13 protein-coding genes are annotated in these 16372 nt (G+C 44.9%); 7 read left to right on the top strand and 6 right to left on the bottom strand.

Annotation, left to right across the window (positions count from 1 at the left end):
* Window positions 1–9: 9 nt before the first annotated feature.
* From ACTXGJ_RS11360 to fadB, 4 genes are all read right to left on the bottom strand, one after another.
* Window positions 10–708, bottom strand: coding sequence for an HD domain-containing protein (locus ACTXGJ_RS11360; RefSeq protein ID WP_443566018.1), 699 nt, complete (start codon window positions 706–708; stop codon window positions 10–12).
* Window positions 709–859: 151 nt separating this feature from the next.
* Entirely contained in the window at window positions 860–1435 is a 576-nt protein-coding gene (locus tag ACTXGJ_RS11355) for an isochorismatase family protein (protein ID WP_439244227.1), read from the bottom strand.
* 227 nt (window positions 1436–1662) lie between these two features.
* On the bottom strand, window positions 1663–2832 hold the full coding sequence (fadA, locus tag ACTXGJ_RS11350) for an acetyl-CoA C-acyltransferase FadA (protein ID WP_443566017.1): 1170 nt from the start codon (window positions 2830–2832) through the stop codon (window positions 1663–1665).
* 142 nt (window positions 2833–2974) lie between these two features.
* Entirely contained in the window at window positions 2975–5134 is a 2160-nt protein-coding gene (gene fadB, locus ACTXGJ_RS11345) for a fatty acid oxidation complex subunit alpha FadB (protein ID WP_439244224.1), read from the bottom strand.
* A 582-nt stretch (window positions 5135–5716) separates the two neighbouring features.
* Here fadB and ACTXGJ_RS11340 point away from each other — a divergent pair.
* Together ACTXGJ_RS11340 and ACTXGJ_RS11335 are read left to right on the top strand one after the other, a co-directional pair.
* Window positions 5717–6739, top strand: a complete 1023-nt coding sequence (locus ACTXGJ_RS11340) for a polyprenyl synthetase family protein (protein WP_443566016.1) — start codon at window positions 5717–5719, stop codon at window positions 6737–6739.
* Window positions 6740–6791: 52 nt separating this feature from the next.
* The gene (locus ACTXGJ_RS11335) at window positions 6792–7610 is read left to right on the top strand and encodes a DUF72 domain-containing protein (RefSeq protein ID WP_443566015.1); all 819 of its coding nucleotides are present in this window, start codon (window positions 6792–6794) and stop codon (window positions 7608–7610) included.
* 167 nt (window positions 7611–7777) lie between these two features.
* Here the strand turns inward: ACTXGJ_RS11335 and ACTXGJ_RS11330 are convergent, their stop codons facing one another.
* A complete protein-coding gene (locus ACTXGJ_RS11330; RefSeq protein WP_439244221.1) occupies window positions 7778–8407 on the bottom strand; it encodes a superoxide dismutase in 630 nt (209 codons plus the stop codon).
* A gap of 417 nt (window positions 8408–8824) precedes the next feature.
* On the opposite strand from ACTXGJ_RS11330, the gene rdgB reads away from it, so the two are divergent.
* From rdgB to ACTXGJ_RS11305, 5 genes are all read left to right on the top strand, one after another.
* On the top strand, window positions 8825–9508 hold the full coding sequence (gene rdgB / locus ACTXGJ_RS11325; protein WP_443566014.1) for an RdgB/HAM1 family non-canonical purine NTP pyrophosphatase: 684 nt from the start codon (window positions 8825–8827) through the stop codon (window positions 9506–9508).
* 346 nt (window positions 9509–9854) lie between these two features.
* Entirely contained in the window at window positions 9855–11198 is a 1344-nt protein-coding gene (tig, locus tag ACTXGJ_RS11320) for a trigger factor (RefSeq protein ID WP_439244217.1), read from the top strand.
* A 591-nt stretch (window positions 11199–11789) separates the two neighbouring features.
* Window positions 11790–12434: an ATP-dependent Clp endopeptidase proteolytic subunit ClpP gene (clpP, locus tag ACTXGJ_RS11315; RefSeq protein WP_439244282.1), complete on the top strand. Its 645-nt coding sequence runs from the start codon at window positions 11790–11792 to the stop codon at window positions 12432–12434.
* Window positions 12435–12531: 97 nt separating this feature from the next.
* A complete protein-coding gene (gene clpX, locus ACTXGJ_RS11310) occupies window positions 12532–13806 on the top strand; it encodes an ATP-dependent protease ATP-binding subunit ClpX (RefSeq protein ID WP_439244216.1) in 1275 nt (424 codons plus the stop codon).
* A gap of 221 nt (window positions 13807–14027) precedes the next feature.
* Window positions 14028–15062, top strand: coding sequence for an SDR family NAD(P)-dependent oxidoreductase (locus ACTXGJ_RS11305; RefSeq protein WP_443566013.1), 1035 nt, complete (start codon window positions 14028–14030; stop codon window positions 15060–15062).
* 120 nt (window positions 15063–15182) lie between these two features.
* Here ACTXGJ_RS11305 and ACTXGJ_RS11300 read toward each other — a convergent pair whose 3' ends face one another.
* Window positions 15183–16277, bottom strand: a complete 1095-nt coding sequence (locus tag ACTXGJ_RS11300; RefSeq protein WP_443566012.1) for a PTS transporter subunit IIC — start codon at window positions 16275–16277, stop codon at window positions 15183–15185.
* Window positions 16278–16372 lie beyond the last annotated feature (95 nt).

Genomic DNA, 16372 nt, shown 5'->3' with positions numbered 1-16372 from the left:
ACAAAGGCGTTAGCCTGTTATTAGCCAGCCCTGCTCAGCTGCATAGTCTAGCTGTGCGGTCATCCATTGATGAATAGTGGGAAAGCTATCTTTGATAAAAACATGAGCGGCTGCCACTTGCGACCGTTTTACGCCAAGCTCAATCCATGTCCTACCTTGCGTCTTTATATTTAATAAAAAAGGCAGTAAGCGGTCGACAACCTTAAGCAACTGAGTCTCGGCACTGTTTCCAGTTTCTTGCTCTTCCCAAATCTTGCTTAGTTCTGCTATACCATTACCGCGCTCGCTTTGCAGACGGGCTATACCATCGCGCTCTTTGATATGCGCATCTTTACGAGTATTAGCATACAAAAAGGTATCACCTGCATCAATTTCGCCTAAATCATGAATGAGCGCCATCTTCAGTAACTTCTCATGATTGACCTTCAACTCAAACGCTTCAGCGATGGACCAACATGCCATCGCTAAGTGCCATGAGTGCTCAGCAGAGTTCTCTATTCTGAATTCACTGGCAACGTCATTTTGGGTAATGTAATTACGGCGGTTGACGTGCTTGAGCGCATCAAGCTCTAACAAAAAATGAGTGATATCGTCCATGTCTCTGGCAGGATGACTGTCATTAGACTGAAGGCGATCTTGAAGGTTAGCGGACGGGCTAGCATACACAGAAGCCTTAGCAGTGGATGTAGCGGTTTGATACAAAGACATAAAAACTCGTTGAGTTGAAGCGTTAGTTTTGAGTGCTAGTAACGATAATGCTTTCATGGATGCTGCTGTATGCTACGCGGCAGCATCGCATTTATTAACGTCACTTATTAAAGATATACTATAGAAACGACTGTTTTATAACACTCGACCTTTATTTGATCAAATTACTAATCGTCTTAAAAGCAGGATCTTTACTACTGCGGCATAGCTCAAACAAGATAGATTCAACGGTAGTAATGACCCCACCTGCGCGGCGAATACGGCGAATAGCTTGCTTTTTGTCATAAGGAAAGCGCGAGCCCACAGCGTCGCCGATGATTACCGGCTGCATGCCATTGTCTAGTAGATCAAGCGCAGTTTGCATTACACAAACATGAGTCTCAACCCCGCATAAGATAACGATGCTGCGGTTTTGCTGCGCTAAGTGATGCCAAGAGTCATCATTGTCACAAGCACTAAAAGTGACCTTTTCAAAGCCTTTGGCGTTACTGCCTTCTAACACATCGGTAATCTCAGGCAAGGTTTCGCCTAGTCCTTTTTTATACTGCTCATTGAGCATAATGGGGATATCGAGCGCTTGTAGACCTTTGATCAAAGTCACTATCTTTTTAGTGATCTTTTCGTGATCTAAGATATGCGGCGTCAGGCGTTCTTGTACGTCGACAACCATAGCTTGGGTATTTTCGCGGGCGATACGGTAAGTCCGATCAGTAATCATAGTAGGCATATTACACTCCTTGTACGACTGTAGTCGTGTACTACAGAATCCTATAATATTAATTTATGCTATCTCTTATTTAGTCATAGTTTAGCTAGGGCGTCAATGAGATAAGCTCAAATATGCCCTCTCCCTTGTGAAAGATAAGAGTCAACCATAAAAAAGCCCTTAGCTATTTCGCTAAGGGCTTTGCTATATCACTAAGATTATTGCTTAATAAAAGTCAGTTCGTACTCTTATACGCGCTCAATAACGGTAGCGATACCTTGACCTAGACCGATACACATAGTCGCAAGGCCAATCTCAGTATCCATCTGCTCCATAGCGTTGAGCAAAGTCACGGTGATACGTGCGCCTGAGCAGCCGAGTGGATGGCCCAAAGCGATCGCGCCGCCGTTGATGTTGATGATGTCTTGCTTATCTTCTAGGCCCATAGACTTAATAACAGCTAAGCTCTGCGCCGCAAAGGCTTCGTTGAGCTCGATGGTTTGTATATCTTCTAGACTTAGACCGGCACGTTTCAGTGCTTTTTGCGAAGCCGGTACAGGGCCATAGCCCATGATAGCAGCGTCACAACCGGCGATACCCATGCTACGAATACGAGCACGCGGCTTAAGACCTAAGTCTTTGGCTTTTTGCGCACTCATGACTAGCATAGCGGACGCACCGTCAGATAAGGCTGACGAAGTAGCCGCCGTCACTGTACCCTTTGGATCAAAGGCAGGACGTAGCTTTTGCATTTGCTCCATCGTCGCATCAGGGCGAATCACTTCATCGACCGTGCACAGTTGCAGACGACCTTGTTCATCATGGCCTTCGATACCGATGATTTCGTTATCGAAACGACCCTCAGTAGTCGCTTCCCAAGCGCGGCGATGCGACTCAAGACCGAAAGCATCTTGCTCTTCGCGGCTCACATTATTCATGCGCCCTAGCATCTCAGCGGTCAAGCCCATCATATTAGAGGCTTTGGCATAGTGCTTAGAGGCTGCTGGGTTTAGATCGATACCGTGCATCATACCGACGTGACCCATATGCTCAACCCCACCAATGATGAAGGTATCGCCTTGATTGGTCATAATTTGCGCCGCTGCCGTGTGCAGAGCTTGCATCGATGAGCCGCATAGACGGTTGACCGTTTGGCCGCCCGTGGTCTTAGGGATATCAGCCAGCAGGCCGATATTGCGACCGATATTCATACCTTGCTCTAAGGTTTGGTTGACACAGCCCCAAATGATATCTTCGACATCATTGGTATCAAAGTCATTACGCTCAACTAAAGCGCGAACCAGCTCAGCTGATAGGCTATCGGCACGCACATGACGGAACATACCGTTTTTGGTTCTTCCCATCGCTGAACGTACACCGTCGACGATGACTACGTCTGTTGGACTTAAAGTTGTCATACTGTATTCCTTTTCAATTTGTTGTCAGCGCCGTAATGCTTAGCTTGATAGATTATTATTCATCTTAAATAGTCAGCAAGCTTACGGCACTTATCCTAATAGGGTATCTATACGTTGTTGTCTATATGCTTTTAAGACTCAGTTATGCAACAGGGTAGAATCTCTCACCAGCCGCGGCCATATCGCGGATCTTTTGCGGCGCTTCATAAGCTTTACCAAGGTGCGCATATTTTTCACACAGCGCTAGATAGTTATCTAGACCCAATTGATCGATGTAACGGCATGGACCACCACGGAATGGCGGGAAACCGACACCCATAATCATTGCCATATCAGCCTCAGCAGGCGTACTGACGATATTATCTTCTAAGCAGCGTACGGTCTCGTTACAGAAAGCTAGCATAGTACGGTCGATGATCGCTTGATCGTCAAACTCTTGCTTGTCGCTATCGGTTGTCGTTTCTAACAGCTTATAAGTGGCTTCGTCAGCGACTTTCTTTGGCTTACCGCGCTTATCGGTTTCGTACTTATAAAAGCCAACGCCGTTTTTCTGACCGAGACGCTCATTCTCATATAGATGCTCAATCGCACCTTTATAATCAGGGTTCATGCGATCAGGGAAACCTTCTGCCATGACCTCTGCGCCATGTACACCAGTATCTAGACCAACCACGTCGATCAGGTAAGCCGGACCCATAGGCCAGCCGAACTTTTCCATGACTTTATCGACATGGACAAAGTCAGCACCTTGCTTGAGCAGTAAGTCAAAAGCGCCAAAGTACGGGAATAGGACACGATTCACTAAGAAGCCTGGGCAGTCATTTACGACTACGGGCACTTTACCCATCTTGGTCGCTAGTGCTACAGTCGTAGCAATCGCTTCTTCTGAAGACTTCTCACCGCGGATCACTTCTACTAGCGGCATACGGTGTACAGGGTTAAAGAAATGCATACCGACGAAGTTCTCTGGACGTTCAAGCACTTCTGCCAAATGGGTGATGGAGATGGTTGAGGTATTAGAAGCCAAAATAGCATCTTTTTTGACTAAGCCTTCGACTTCTTTGAGTACCGCGTGCTTCACTTTAGGGTTCTCTACTACTGCTTCGATAACGATGTCGGTCTCGCTAAAGTCGCCGTAATTTAGCGTTGGACGGATGCGGCTTAAGGTTTCGCCCATTTTCGCTGGGGTCATTTTTTTGCGTTCGACCATTTTGCCTAATAGCTTGCTCGCTTCACCCATACCCAAATCTAATTGCTCAGATTTGATATCTTTCATGATGATAGGCAAGCCTTTGCTAGCGGCTTGATAAGCGATACCGCCGCCCATAATACCTGCACCTAGTACAGCAGCTTCATTGATTTCGTGCGCTTGTTTGCTGTGCTTTTTAGCAAGCTTTTTGACTAGTTGATCATTTAAGAACAGACCGACTAAGCTCTCAGCTTGCGGCGTTTTCGCGGCTTTAGCAAAGTAAGTGGCTTCTACTTCGATCGCTTTGTCACGTGGCAGATTCACGTGCTTTTCGATCGCTTCGATAGCGAGCGCTGGCGCTGGATACTGCTTTGGATTGGCTTTTGAGAAAATCATGCCTTTAGCGCTATTGAACGCCATCGCTTGCTCAAGCTGATTTAATTTAACAGGATTGAGCTTCTCTTCACGTTTGGCCTGCCAATCAAGCTCGCCTGAGATGCATTTTTTGACCAAATCGACAGCAGCATCTTGCAAGTCATCAGCGGCGACAGTAGCGTCAACTAAACCAAGCTTTAGCGCTTCGAGTGGTTTTTTGGGTTTACCTGTAGCAATAAGCTCTAAGGCATTATCAATACCGATGACGCGAGTACTACGCACCGTACCACCGAAGCCTGGGAAAATACCAAGTTGCGTCTCAGGCAGGCCGATGATAGCTTTTTCGCTCATCACACGGTATTCACATACTAAAGTCATTTCACAACCACCGCCTAACGCTGCGCCGTTGATAGCGGCAACTTTCGGGAATGGCAAGTCTTCAAAGCGATTGAAATTGTCATTGACTTTGACGCCCCAGTCTTTGATCTCATCTTCAGGTTTTTGGAATGAAGCGACAAATTCTGTGATGTCAGCGCCGGCGATAAATACGCCTTTGCTTGAAGTGACGATAAGGCCTTTAACATCGTCGGCTTTTTCTAAAGCAGTGACCGCTTCGCTAAGCTGTTTGTTGGTTTCCATGTCAAATTTATTAACGCTCTCACCTTCAGCATTAAAATGCATATTAGCAATGCCATCCTCTAGCATGCTCACGGTAATGCGATTTCCTTGATATACCATTTGAAACTCCTTGCTGGGTTATATGATTTATAGGGCTACAAAAGCTGATTGATACAATCAAAGCTTATTAAAAGTCACGTTTTTGAATGATTACTTTTTTGAATTGGTACGTTTTTGAATTAAAATTATCGTTGATAGTTATTAGTAAAAACCAATAATTAGTAAAAGACCAATAAAATGAAAGATCAGCTATTTAAGGTGATCTGTTAGAGCGTACAGCAATGTGTACTGCTATCAGCGCCCTTTAGCCTGTATCGACAATCAGTTTAGGGATTATAACCGCGACTGTCACAAGCTAAAGCCGGACTCGTAAGTCACTCTTAAATCTCTAATGGCCATTTACCTCTCCCTTAATATGCTTTATTTGTATAGCAGCACCTTAGAAGGAGCGGTTTTATAGCTCATCGTTATTGAGCGTTTAAGGGTTATATTATAAAAACATATTAGCGCTACGAGTTAAATCATCAATACGTAACGAAAGCTTAGCCAATCTTGCGCAGCTGCTATATAAGCCGCTATCACTATCATGCTAAACTAAGGCCATTTTCACTCTTGTTATTTCACTTAGTCATTGGTAGCTTTATGTCTCTCCCCTCCACTCCGCATTTCGTTCCTTTTGACTCTTTTGAGCAGCTATCTAGCTCGTTACGCGTGCAATTAGCCGCAGATATTGAAGCGCTATTTATCTATGCTGATTTGCCAAGTCCTTTAGATGAAGCTTGTCGCTATGTGATGACAGGTGAAGGTAAGCTGGTACGGCCTTTATTAGTCGCCAGTGCTTTTGCTAGTGTGATCGCGACCTCTAATGATACCGCCTTGGCTGATGAACAAGCCGAAACTACAAGCGTAATAGAAGATAAACCAACAGGTTTGGCTGCTCTTTTGCGCCATGAAACTCATTATGATATGTGCCGAAGAGCAGCACTAGCAGTGGAGCTATTGCACACTTATTCGCTAGTGCACGATGATTTGCCTTGCATGGATGATGATGAGCTGCGCCGTGGTCAGCCCACCGCTCATATCGTCTTTACCGAGGCGACCGCTTTGCTAGCAGGTGATGTTTTGCAGACGCTGGCTTTTGAAGTACTGAGCGCCGAGATCGACACCTTTGCGCCTTTTAATGACTTGATAGCCAGTAAGCTTTTGGCCGTATTTGCACCGCGAGCGCGGCGGATGGTGGCAGGGCAAATGCTAGATCTCAATGCAGAAGCGAGTACAGGCATATCGCAAATGGATTTGGAAGCTATTCACCGTGATAAGACCGGCGCGTTAATAGAAGCGGCTATGCTGATGGGCGGGATTTGTGCGGGTGCTACGGCGCCGCAACGTATAGCACTGCAAGACTGCGCTCAGTATATTGGTCTGGCCTTTCAAGTACAAGACGATATCTTAGATGTGACTGGTAATACCGATGATCTAGGTAAACCGGCTGGCAGCGATGAAAAACTAGACAAATCAACCTATGTCAAGCTCATGGGCGTCGACGCGGCCAAAGACTACGCGCAGTCGCTGTTTGCGCAAGGCCGCAGTGCAATACCTCGTGAATTAGGTAACAACAATGCGGTGTTAGCCGTTATTGAATGGCTTTGGCAGCGGAAAAAGTAAGGCCAAACTCATCATCGTGAGAACTAATAAAGAGTTTTAATAAGTAGTCATTATGAATAATAATTCTACTCCTACTATATATCTAGGCACTGGCGGTTATAGCGATACCGACTTGCTGGGTACGCTGTATCCTCAAGGCACCAAAAAGACCGATTTCTTACGTGAGTACGCCCGTCAATACGGCGCGGTCGAGATTAACAGCACCTTCTACGCGCCTATCGGTCAAAAAGCTTTTGCCGGTATGATGGATAAAGCCTACGTACAAGCCGACAGCGAATTGAAGTTTGCGGTCAAACTGCATCAAGATTTCACTCATGCGCGCAAAGGGTCAGCGGAGCACGCGCAAGCTTTTCTGAATGCTTTGACGCCACTAATAGAAGCGGATTGCTTAGCGCCATTATTACTCCAGTTTCCGCATGGTTTTGATCGGACTCGCGAGCACAGGCTATATTTAGCTAACTTGGTCAGCTGGTTTGGCGACTATCCACTAGCCGTCGAGTTTCGTCATAACGCATGGCATACGCCGCAAGTGGTCGATAGCTTTAAACAGCAAGGTTTGATTTGGTGTAGCGTTGATTATCCTAAAGTCAGCGGCTTACCGCCATCTAGATTAATATTTACCGAACGCACGGGCTATCTAAGAATGCATGGCAATAATCTAAACTGGTGGGATGCGATGAGCGCCGCCGATCGCCATGATTATCGCTACTCTGAGGTGGAAATGCAGGATTGGGCACAAGCGATTGCCAATCAACGTCAGCATTTCGATACGCTATATATCTTCTTTCAAAATACGGTGAATGCGCATGCGTATTATAATATTGCGATGCTTAGAAAGGCGTTGGGTAAGTTTGGGTTTGAGGTGTTGTAGGGTTTGGTTAGTTTTATCAAAGTCTTACTGACAGTATAGTATTGTCCTAGCCGCTTATATTAGTAATGGAGGACACTACACTAATCCTCATTTCACCTCCAAAATCAAACCAAAAAAAAGACGCCTCTCAGCGTCCTTTTTTATTAATCAAATACTTGAGTTAAAGATTACTCTTCAACACCAGCATCTTGACCTTTATATTTTGCGTTGGCGTAGTCCCAGTTCACTAGCTTGTCTAGGAACGTGTCAACATAGTCAGGACGACGGTTACGATAATCGATGTAGTAAGCATGTTCCCACACATCACAAGTCAATACTGCTACTTGATCATGCGCCAATGGGTTATCAGCGTTACCCGTCTTAGCAATAGATAGTTTACCGCCAACTTTATCAGCAACTAGCCATGCCCAACCTGAACCGAACTGTGAAGTGGCTGCGTTTTTGAACTCTTCACGGAACTTATCATAGCTACCGAAATCTTCTTCGATTTTGCCTTTTAGATCACCAGTAGGTTCGCCGCCACCGTTTTCTGGCGTCATGCAGTTCCAGTAGAAAGTATGGTTCCAAACTTGTGCCGCTTGGTTAAACATCGTTTGTTTGCTATCGTCTTTTGACGTGCCTTCGATGATTTCTGGTAGGGTTTTGCCTTCATAGCCAGAACCAGGTAGCAAGTCATTTAGCTTATTCACATAAGCAGCATGATGCTTATCATGATGATACTCTAGCGTCTCGGCACTGATATGTGGCTCTAGTGCGTCTTTGGCATAAGGGAGATCTGGTAATTTAATATTTGACATAGTTATTTTATCCTTGCTGTTTTAGCCAACGATTTATAGCATTAGACTCTACATAGTTTTAATTATAGAACTCGCTATAAAAGAGTAGACTAAGTTGGCTGAGTTTATTATTAGTGAATATGCAATGGTGCTTAAAGTACTTATGCACCTTGTTATAAATCTAAAAGTTATAACCCTAAAACGAGCTTAAATGACTCCGAGTTACTGTCTGTCCATTTTAAATCCGTTTTATAGATTTTAAATCGACAAGAGATGAACTCAGAAGGCATAAGCTGTAAGCTATAATTCACTGTAGCTTGTGACCTAGTATAACAACAGTCGCGGATGATATCCGTTACTGAATGTTATAGAGCGTTTACTAATCATTATAGGCTGACTGATTACGCAGCATAAATTCTCAATTCTTGGATATATTTTATGAGTACAACGACTTCTCAAACGCATACACAGAGCTTAGCAAAGGATCAGTTCAGCGAATTTTCAGCACAGAATCAATGGGTGCTTGCCAGTAATAATAAAGGTAAATTAGCAGAGTTTGAGCGCTTATTTACAGCAGCGAATTTAGATGTCACTATTATTCCGCAGGGTCGGCTAGAGATAGAAGATGCGATAGAGGACGGTTTAAGCTTCATTGAAAACGCGATTATCAAAGCGCGTCACGCTAGCCGCATTAGCGGTTTGCCGGCGATTGCTGATGACTCAGGCTTATGTGTGCCAGTATTGGGCAACGCACCCGGCATCTACTCTGCCCGCTATGCAGGCGAGCATGGCAATGAAGCTAAGAACAACGCCAAGCTCATCACTGACTTGCAGCCTATTCGTGCGCAAAATCGCACTAATAATAAAGACACGCCGATCAAAGGACTGTTTGTCTGTGTCCTAGCGCTGGTCCGTCACTCTGATGATCCGCTACCTATTATCGCTCAAGGTCTATGGCAAGGCGAGATATTGGAAGCGCCTCACGGTCAGGGTGGTTTTGGTTATGATCCGCTGTTTTGGTTACCTGAACTAGAAGCAACGGCGGCGAGTTTGGACAGCGCTCATAAAAACCAAATCAGTCATCGTGGGCAAGCGATTAAGCAATTATTGCAGCAATTATGAGGTTTTTGACATTCATTTATTGCTTTTAGGAAGGAATTTAGAGCAAATATACTATCAGGTAACAGATAGCTTTTACTTTAATTAGCAGATAGATTATACTGTTCTACTTTTAAATTTTATTGCTGCTCGACTTTGGCCCCTTTTGTTTGATAACTGACTGATTAAAAAAGTAATCAGGGTTTACGGACAGCGATAATGGTTATCAGCGCTAAGTATTTAAAGCTTAGTATTTTAAGCTGATATCTGCGATACCCTATTCATTCTAACGACAATCGATAATTCGTTTATCTTCATCCATATATAAGCGCGATTGACTATTATTTAAATCATCTAAGGTGTAATTAACATGGCTACAGATTTACAAGTCACAACCAATAAGCTGTCTAACAAAGAAACACAACTGACCGTTAAAGTTCCTGTTGAAAAAATCCAAAATAAAGTCGAAGGTCGTATTCGCCAAGTGGCGAAAACCGCCAAAATTGACGGTTTCCGTAAAGGCAATGTGCCAATGTCGCATATCCGCTCACAGTATGGCGCGGGCATTCAGCAAGAAGTTATCAATGACGTTATTCGCGATACTGTCTTTGAAGCGATCAAAGAAGAGGACATCCGCGCGGTTGGTATGCCAAATATCGATGACGTCAAACTTGAAGATGACTTCTTAGTCTATCAAGCGACCGTTGAGATCTTCCCAGAAGTGGAAGTACAAGGTATCGATGAGATCGAAGTAGAGCGTCATACCGCCTCTGTAGATGATGCCGATGTCGATACCATGATCGAAAACCTACAAAAGCAGCGCCAAGAGTTCGTTGAGAAAAAAGGCAAAGCGACCAAAGATACTCAGGTCACTTTTGACTTTGAAGGCTCCATCGACGGCGAGAAATTTGAAGGCGGTAGTGCTGAAGATTTCAAATTAGTTATCGGTAGTAACCAGATGATTCCAGGCTTTGAAGATGGCATCAAAGGCATGAAAGCTGGCGAAGAAAAAGTCATCGATGTGACTTTCCCAGAAGATTATCAAGCTGAAAATTTAGCGGGTAAAGAAGCTCAGTTCAAAATCAACGTCAAACTGGTTGAAAAACCTAAGCTACCTGAGATTGACGATGAGTTCCTTGAGCTATTTGGCGTAAAAGAGGGTGGCATCGATAAGTTAAAAGAAGACGTGCGCAAAAATATGGAACGCGAAATCAAGAACGCGGCTCGTAGCCAAGTCAAGCAAGCGACTTTTGATGCACTACTAGAGAAGAACGAGTTTGATGTACCAAACGCGATGCTTGAGCAAGAAATCGACCGTCAGCGTAGCATGATGATGCAGCGTTTCGCTCAGCAGTTCGGCTCTAGCGCTGATAGCTTCGATAAAGATATGCTGCCAAATGAGCTGTTTGAAGAGCAAGCGCTACGTGCCGCTCGCCTTGGTATCATCGTCGCTCGCGTCATCGATACCAAAAACATCGAAGTCGATCAAGATCGCGTCGAGACTTTCATCAAAGAAGCGGCTGAAAACTACGAAGATCCAGCGGAAGTTATCGAATACTACACTAACGATAAGCAGCAACGCGCTAATATCGAATCAGTAGTCTTAGAAGATCAAGTCGTTGATTATCTCATCGAGCAAGGTAAAGTCACTGATAAAGAAGTCAGCTATCAAGACTTGCTAGCTGCTCAGCAACAACAGCAGCAAGCAATGTAATGAGTGAGAATTGCGGTCTTTGCGTATCAATGATTTATCATTATGGCATTGACTGATAACGGGATAATATAAACTGCCTCAACACCTCTGTTGGGGCATTTTTGTCAGTACCGTTTGTTTTAGACAGTGATGAATAGCTAGTTTTTTACTATCTTTGCCGCGCTGCCCTTGATAAATGACTACTGACGCCTTATTAATAGGGGACAATTTATCATTTGTGACGCTAGGCATTTACTATTACTCACTAAAAAAGTTACTATTGCTGCACTTTTTACTGAATAGCCCAGTTGCTTTATAGACTAAACACTTTATAGACTATAGTCGAATTACTTTAAAAGTGTCATAGCGCTGCTGGGATGAATTTTACGCAGCCTCTGTGATAACAGCACGCAAGTAAAATTTATACCAGTAGCGCGTTCAAATTTATAACAACTTTATTTTGAACTGACTATATTCACTCTATTCTAAAAACAGCTCTTTTTATAAAAACAGTTATTTTGTCTCTACCTTTTAATACTTATATTCCAATACTAGGACTTCCCTATGACAGATTATGATCGCATTACAGCCAATCCTCATTTCGATATGCTGATGAGCGCCCACGATCAGGTACAAAGTGCAGGCCAAGCGGCACAAGGCGCACTCGTTCCTATGGTGGTTGAGCAGTCCGCTCGCGGCGAGCGTTCGTTCGATATTTTCTCGCGTCTATTACGTGAGCGCGTTATCTTTTTGACTGGTCAAGTCGAAGATCACATGGCCAACCTTATCGTCGCCCAGTTGCTATTTCTAGAAGCGGAAAACCCGGATAAAGATATCCACTTATATATCAACTCTCCAGGCGGTTCTGTGAGCGCAGGTCTCGCTATTTTTGATACCATGAACTTCATCAAGCCGGAAGTCTCCACTATCTGTATGGGCGGCGCTTATAGCATGGGCTCATTCTTACTGGCAGCGGGCGAACGCGGCAAACGCTACGCCCTAGCCAATTCACGGGTGATGATTCATCAACCATCAGGCGGCGCTCAAGGTCAGGCGACTGATATCGAGATTAATGCGCGTGAAATCATCAAAACGCGTGCGCGTCTAAACGAGATTTTGGCTGAACGTACGGGCCAGCCTGTAGAGAAAATCGAGAAAGACGTTGAGCGTGACTACTGGTTAGATGCCAAGGAAGCCAAAGAATATGGCTTAGTCGATGAAGTATTAGAGCGTCGCCCAGCGGACCTAAAAAAATAGTCTGTTGTCTAGACAGCTATTAAACCAAAGAAATCGCCAAACTTCGTTTATCGCTAAGTTTTAAACCAGAAAAGTAAGATTTTAGGAGTGCCTCTACATGGCAAAAGACAAGACCCCGCAGTGTTCATTTTGCGGTAAAGCCAAAAATGAAGTGAAACAGTTAATTGCCGCTGATGATGCCAATATCTGTAATGAATGTATCGAGCTTTGTACAGACCTTATCGTAGACAGCGTTGACGAAGAAGAAACAGATGGCGAGCTAGATACCTCATGGGTCAATAAAAAGCTACCGACTCCTAAGGAGCTGCGCGCGAAGCTTGATGATTATGTTATCGGTCAAGACGCGGCCAAAAAAGCTCTGGCAGTCGCGGTTTATAACCACTATAAACGTCTCAAAGTGAGCCAAACCTTAGCTAGCGATAAGAAAAAAGCTAAGATCGGCGCGGATGATGCGATGGTTGAATTGGCGAAGAGTAATATCTTGCTAATCGGTCCAACCGGTTCAGGTAAAACCTTGTTAGCGCAGACTTTAGCGCGGTTATTAGATGTCCCTTTCGCTATGGCGGATGCGACAACGCTAACTGAAGCCGGTTATGTCGGTGAAGACGTCGAAAACATCGTCCAAAAGCTTCTGCAAGCTTCTGACTATGACGTTAGTAAAGCGGAACAAGGCATCATCTATATCGATGAGATCGATAAAATCAGCAAAAAAGGCGAGAACCTATCGATCACTCGTGACGTCTCAGGCGAAGGCGTTCAACAAGCGCTGCTCAAACTGATCGAGGGCACGGTTGCCGCTATTCCACCGCACGGTGGTCGCAAGCACCCACAACAAGAGCTGATCCAAGTCGATACTAGTAATATCTTAATTATCGTTGGTGGCGCTTTTGCTGGACTTGATAAAGTCATTCAGCAGCGTACTGAAAAAGGGGGTATTGGCTTTAATGCTGATGTCAGCTCAAAAGACGATAGCCGCCGTAGCTCAGATCTATTACAGCTAGTAGAACCGGAGGATTTAATCAAGTTCGGCCTTATCCCAGAGCTGATCGGTCGTTTGCCGGTTTTGGCAGCTTTAGAAGAGCTAGACGAAAAAGCGCTCATACAGATATTGACTGAGCCTAAGAACGCTTTAGTTAAGCAGTACGAGTATCTATTCGATATGGAAGGCGCTAAAATTACCTTTACCCAAAAGGCGCTTGATGCCATTGCCAAAAAAGCCATGGAGCGCAAGACAGGGGCACGCGGTCTACGCTCTATCGTCGAAAATGCCTTACTTGAGACTATGTACGAGCTACCATCGATGGAAAATGCTAAATCGGTCACTGTAGATGATACCGTCATCAATGAAGGCAAAATCCCCAAAATTGCTTAATTGGTCATCGGTTATCCTAAAGGTGTCTGGCATTATGTATGCTAGACACCTTTTTTTATGCTAAAAAATGACAGCTGCGTATACCAATGTGTTTCGGCTGTAAGCCTAAGCCGTGATAAGCTCATATAATAAATTATTATGTTTACCGTATTATTTTATTCATTTAACACTCGTGCTTTATACCTTATCATCACTCTCATTATTACAAAGGATTGTTAATCATGTTGAATTCCATGACTGCTATGACCTCTGCTCTACGTCAGCATTTACCCGATTCGTTAAAACCGCATGCATCAAATAGCGCTCAAAGTGAAGATATTAGCGACTTCTATAAAGGTCATGTCGCCGCTATTACTGGTGCAGGATCGGGTATGGGCCGAGCGCTTGCCATCCACTTGGCCAAAATGGGCTGTGAGGTGGCGCTCTCAGATATCGGCGCAGAGCCGCTAGCTGAAACGCAAAAATTGCTCGAAGGTTTTGATGTCAAAAGCACTATTGCCGTCCTTGATGTCGCTGACAAAGATGCCGTTTATGACTGGGCGGATAGCGTCGTAGCAGACCATGGTAAAGTAAATTTTGTCTTTAATAATGCTGGCGTAGCGCTCTACTCTACCGTAGAAGGTAGTAGTTTAGAGGAGCTAGAATGGGTGATGGATATCAACTTTTGGGGCGTGGTTTATGGTACTAAGGCTTTTTTGCCACTAATTAAAAACAGCGTCAAGCTTAGCGAAACCGAAGCTAGTACTAAAAAGGATGATAATAAATTACGCCAATTCAATGAACACGGTCATATCATTAATATCTCAAGCCTATTTGGCCTTACCGCTCAGCCTTCACAGTCCGCTTATAACGCCAGCAAATTTGCGGTACGCGGCTTCACCGAGAGCTTGCGTCAAGAGCTAGATATTCAGCGCTGCGGTGTCTCGGCTACTTGCATTCATCCGGGCGGTATCCGTACTAATATCGCCAATAGCGCGCGCGGTAACGATAGCATCAGCGAGCTTGGGATGCGCTCTGGTCCAAGCGCTATTAGAAGCTTTAACAAATTCCTAAAATTTGATGCCAACGCCGCGGCTTGGGTTATTCTGGAAGCAGCCGCCACCAATCAGCCACGCCGCTTGATTGGTAACGATGCTAAAATGATAGATGCCGTGCAGCGGGTATTCCCAAATCGTTATAGCAAGATACTTAATGACGTTAATAAGGTGAGTCGTAAGATGAAAAAACGTAACTCATTAAAATCCAGCAGTTCTTAGTCCGCTTGTTTGTTTAGTCCTCCATTTATCACAGAGTCAAAAAAACGCCTAAACTTTAAAGCTTAGGCGTTTTTTGTAGGTGAGAGGTTTGTGTATAAACGCTACTTATGATATTTGAGCTTAAGGCAACCTCATGTCACCCGCGACTAGCCAGCCTGACTTTCTCATCAGCCAAGCCACTAGTCCTGCAATAATAGCGGGTAATACAAACATCAATAAGATAATCGCTGTCCATAACTGTGTGGTGCTCATCAGCGCCTGTGAAGCCTCAATCACGCCAAACACCCCAACCAGTCCTGCCGTGCCCATACCCGCGCCCGTCGCCGTACAAGCCAGCTCAAACACCACAGTGGCGATAGGACCAACAACGGCACTAGCCACGATGGCCGGCAATAGAATAATGGGTTTTTTCAATACATTTGGAATTTGCAGCATACTAGTACCAAGGCCTTGCGAGATGACACCGCTAAAGCCATTGTCCTTAAAGCTTGCGACCGCAAAGCCAATCATATGCGCCGCACAGCCGACCACTGCCGCGCCGCCGGCGAGCCCGCCAAGACCAATCGCGATACAGATCGCCGCGCTAGAGGTTGGTAGCGTCAGCAAAATACCGACAATGACCGCAATGACGATACCCATTAAAAAGGGTTGAAGCTCAGTCGCAGCCTGTATGCCTTGACCGACCGCATTCACCGCGACAACTACTGGCGGATTTAAAAAAGCGCAAACTGCCCAAGCAACAGTACAGACCGCTAAGGGTACAAGCAAGATATCTAGTTTAGTCTTACCAGAGACCCAAGTACCCGCTCGATATGCAAACACTGAGGCCAAATAAGCACCAATAGGATTGCCGGGTAGAGCTAAAAAGGTCGCGGGACCTGACTCTTGTGCGGTAAACAACGTCCCTGACATAAAGGCTTCGGTATGCGCGCCAAGCATACCGGCGACTAAGCAGCTGAGCATTACTAGCGTCGGCGCTTTGAGATAGTAAGCAATACCTACGCCTATCCCTGCGCCCATCAACACAGAGGCGAGTTTGCCGATAGCCATCAGTGCTGGAATCTGTAACCAGCCGCCGATTTGCGAGATGATAAGTCCAGCGATTAAGGTAACAAACAGCCCCAAGGCCATACCAGTAAAAGCATCGATAAAGTATTTTTGAAAGAATGATTTGATCATGCCATTTGACGCTGTCGTCGTCTCAGCTGAATTCATTGTTAAGCTCTCACTGTCAATTGATAAAGGGAGGTAGTCTTGCTGATTGCCATCAGCTCAGATAATCCATGACTAAAATATTTCTTGCAAAATAC

The sequence above is a fragment of the Psychrobacter sp. 1Y11 genome, assembly GCF_052259045.1.
In the GTDB taxonomy this organism is placed as follows: Bacteria; Pseudomonadota; Gammaproteobacteria; order Pseudomonadales; family Moraxellaceae; genus Psychrobacter.
This window is presented reverse-complemented; position numbering and strand designations above follow the sequence as displayed.

Coding starts and splice junctions, on each gene's coding strand:
- clpX (WP_439244216.1), top strand. CDS start 12,532: ATGGCAAAAGACAAGACCCCGCAGTGTTCATTTTGCGGTAAAGCCAAA.
- ACTXGJ_RS11305 (WP_443566013.1), top strand. CDS start 14,028: ATGTTGAATTCCATGACTGCTATGACCTCTGCTCTACGTCAGCATTTA.
- ACTXGJ_RS11360 (WP_443566018.1), bottom strand. CDS start 708: ATGTCTTTGTATCAAACCGCTACATCCACTGCTAAGGCTTCTGTGTAT.
- ACTXGJ_RS11300 (WP_443566012.1), bottom strand. CDS start 16,277: ATGAATTCAGCTGAGACGACGACAGCGTCAAATGGCATGATCAAATCA.
- fadA (WP_443566017.1), bottom strand. CDS start 2,832: ATGACAACTTTAAGTCCAACAGACGTAGTCATCGTCGACGGTGTACGT.
- ACTXGJ_RS11335 (WP_443566015.1), top strand. CDS start 6,792: ATGAATAATAATTCTACTCCTACTATATATCTAGGCACTGGCGGTTAT.
- rdgB (WP_443566014.1), top strand. CDS start 8,825: ATGAGTACAACGACTTCTCAAACGCATACACAGAGCTTAGCAAAGGAT.
- tig (WP_439244217.1), top strand. CDS start 9,855: ATGGCTACAGATTTACAAGTCACAACCAATAAGCTGTCTAACAAAGAA.
- ACTXGJ_RS11355 (WP_439244227.1), bottom strand. CDS start 1,435: ATGCCTACTATGATTACTGATCGGACTTACCGTATCGCCCGCGAAAAT.
- ACTXGJ_RS11340 (WP_443566016.1), top strand. CDS start 5,717: ATGTCTCTCCCCTCCACTCCGCATTTCGTTCCTTTTGACTCTTTTGAG.
- ACTXGJ_RS11330 (WP_439244221.1), bottom strand. CDS start 8,407: ATGTCAAATATTAAATTACCAGATCTCCCTTATGCCAAAGACGCACTA.
- clpP (WP_439244282.1), top strand. CDS start 11,790: ATGAGCGCCCACGATCAGGTACAAAGTGCAGGCCAAGCGGCACAAGGC.
- fadB (WP_439244224.1), bottom strand. CDS start 5,134: ATGGTATATCAAGGAAATCGCATTACCGTGAGCATGCTAGAGGATGGC.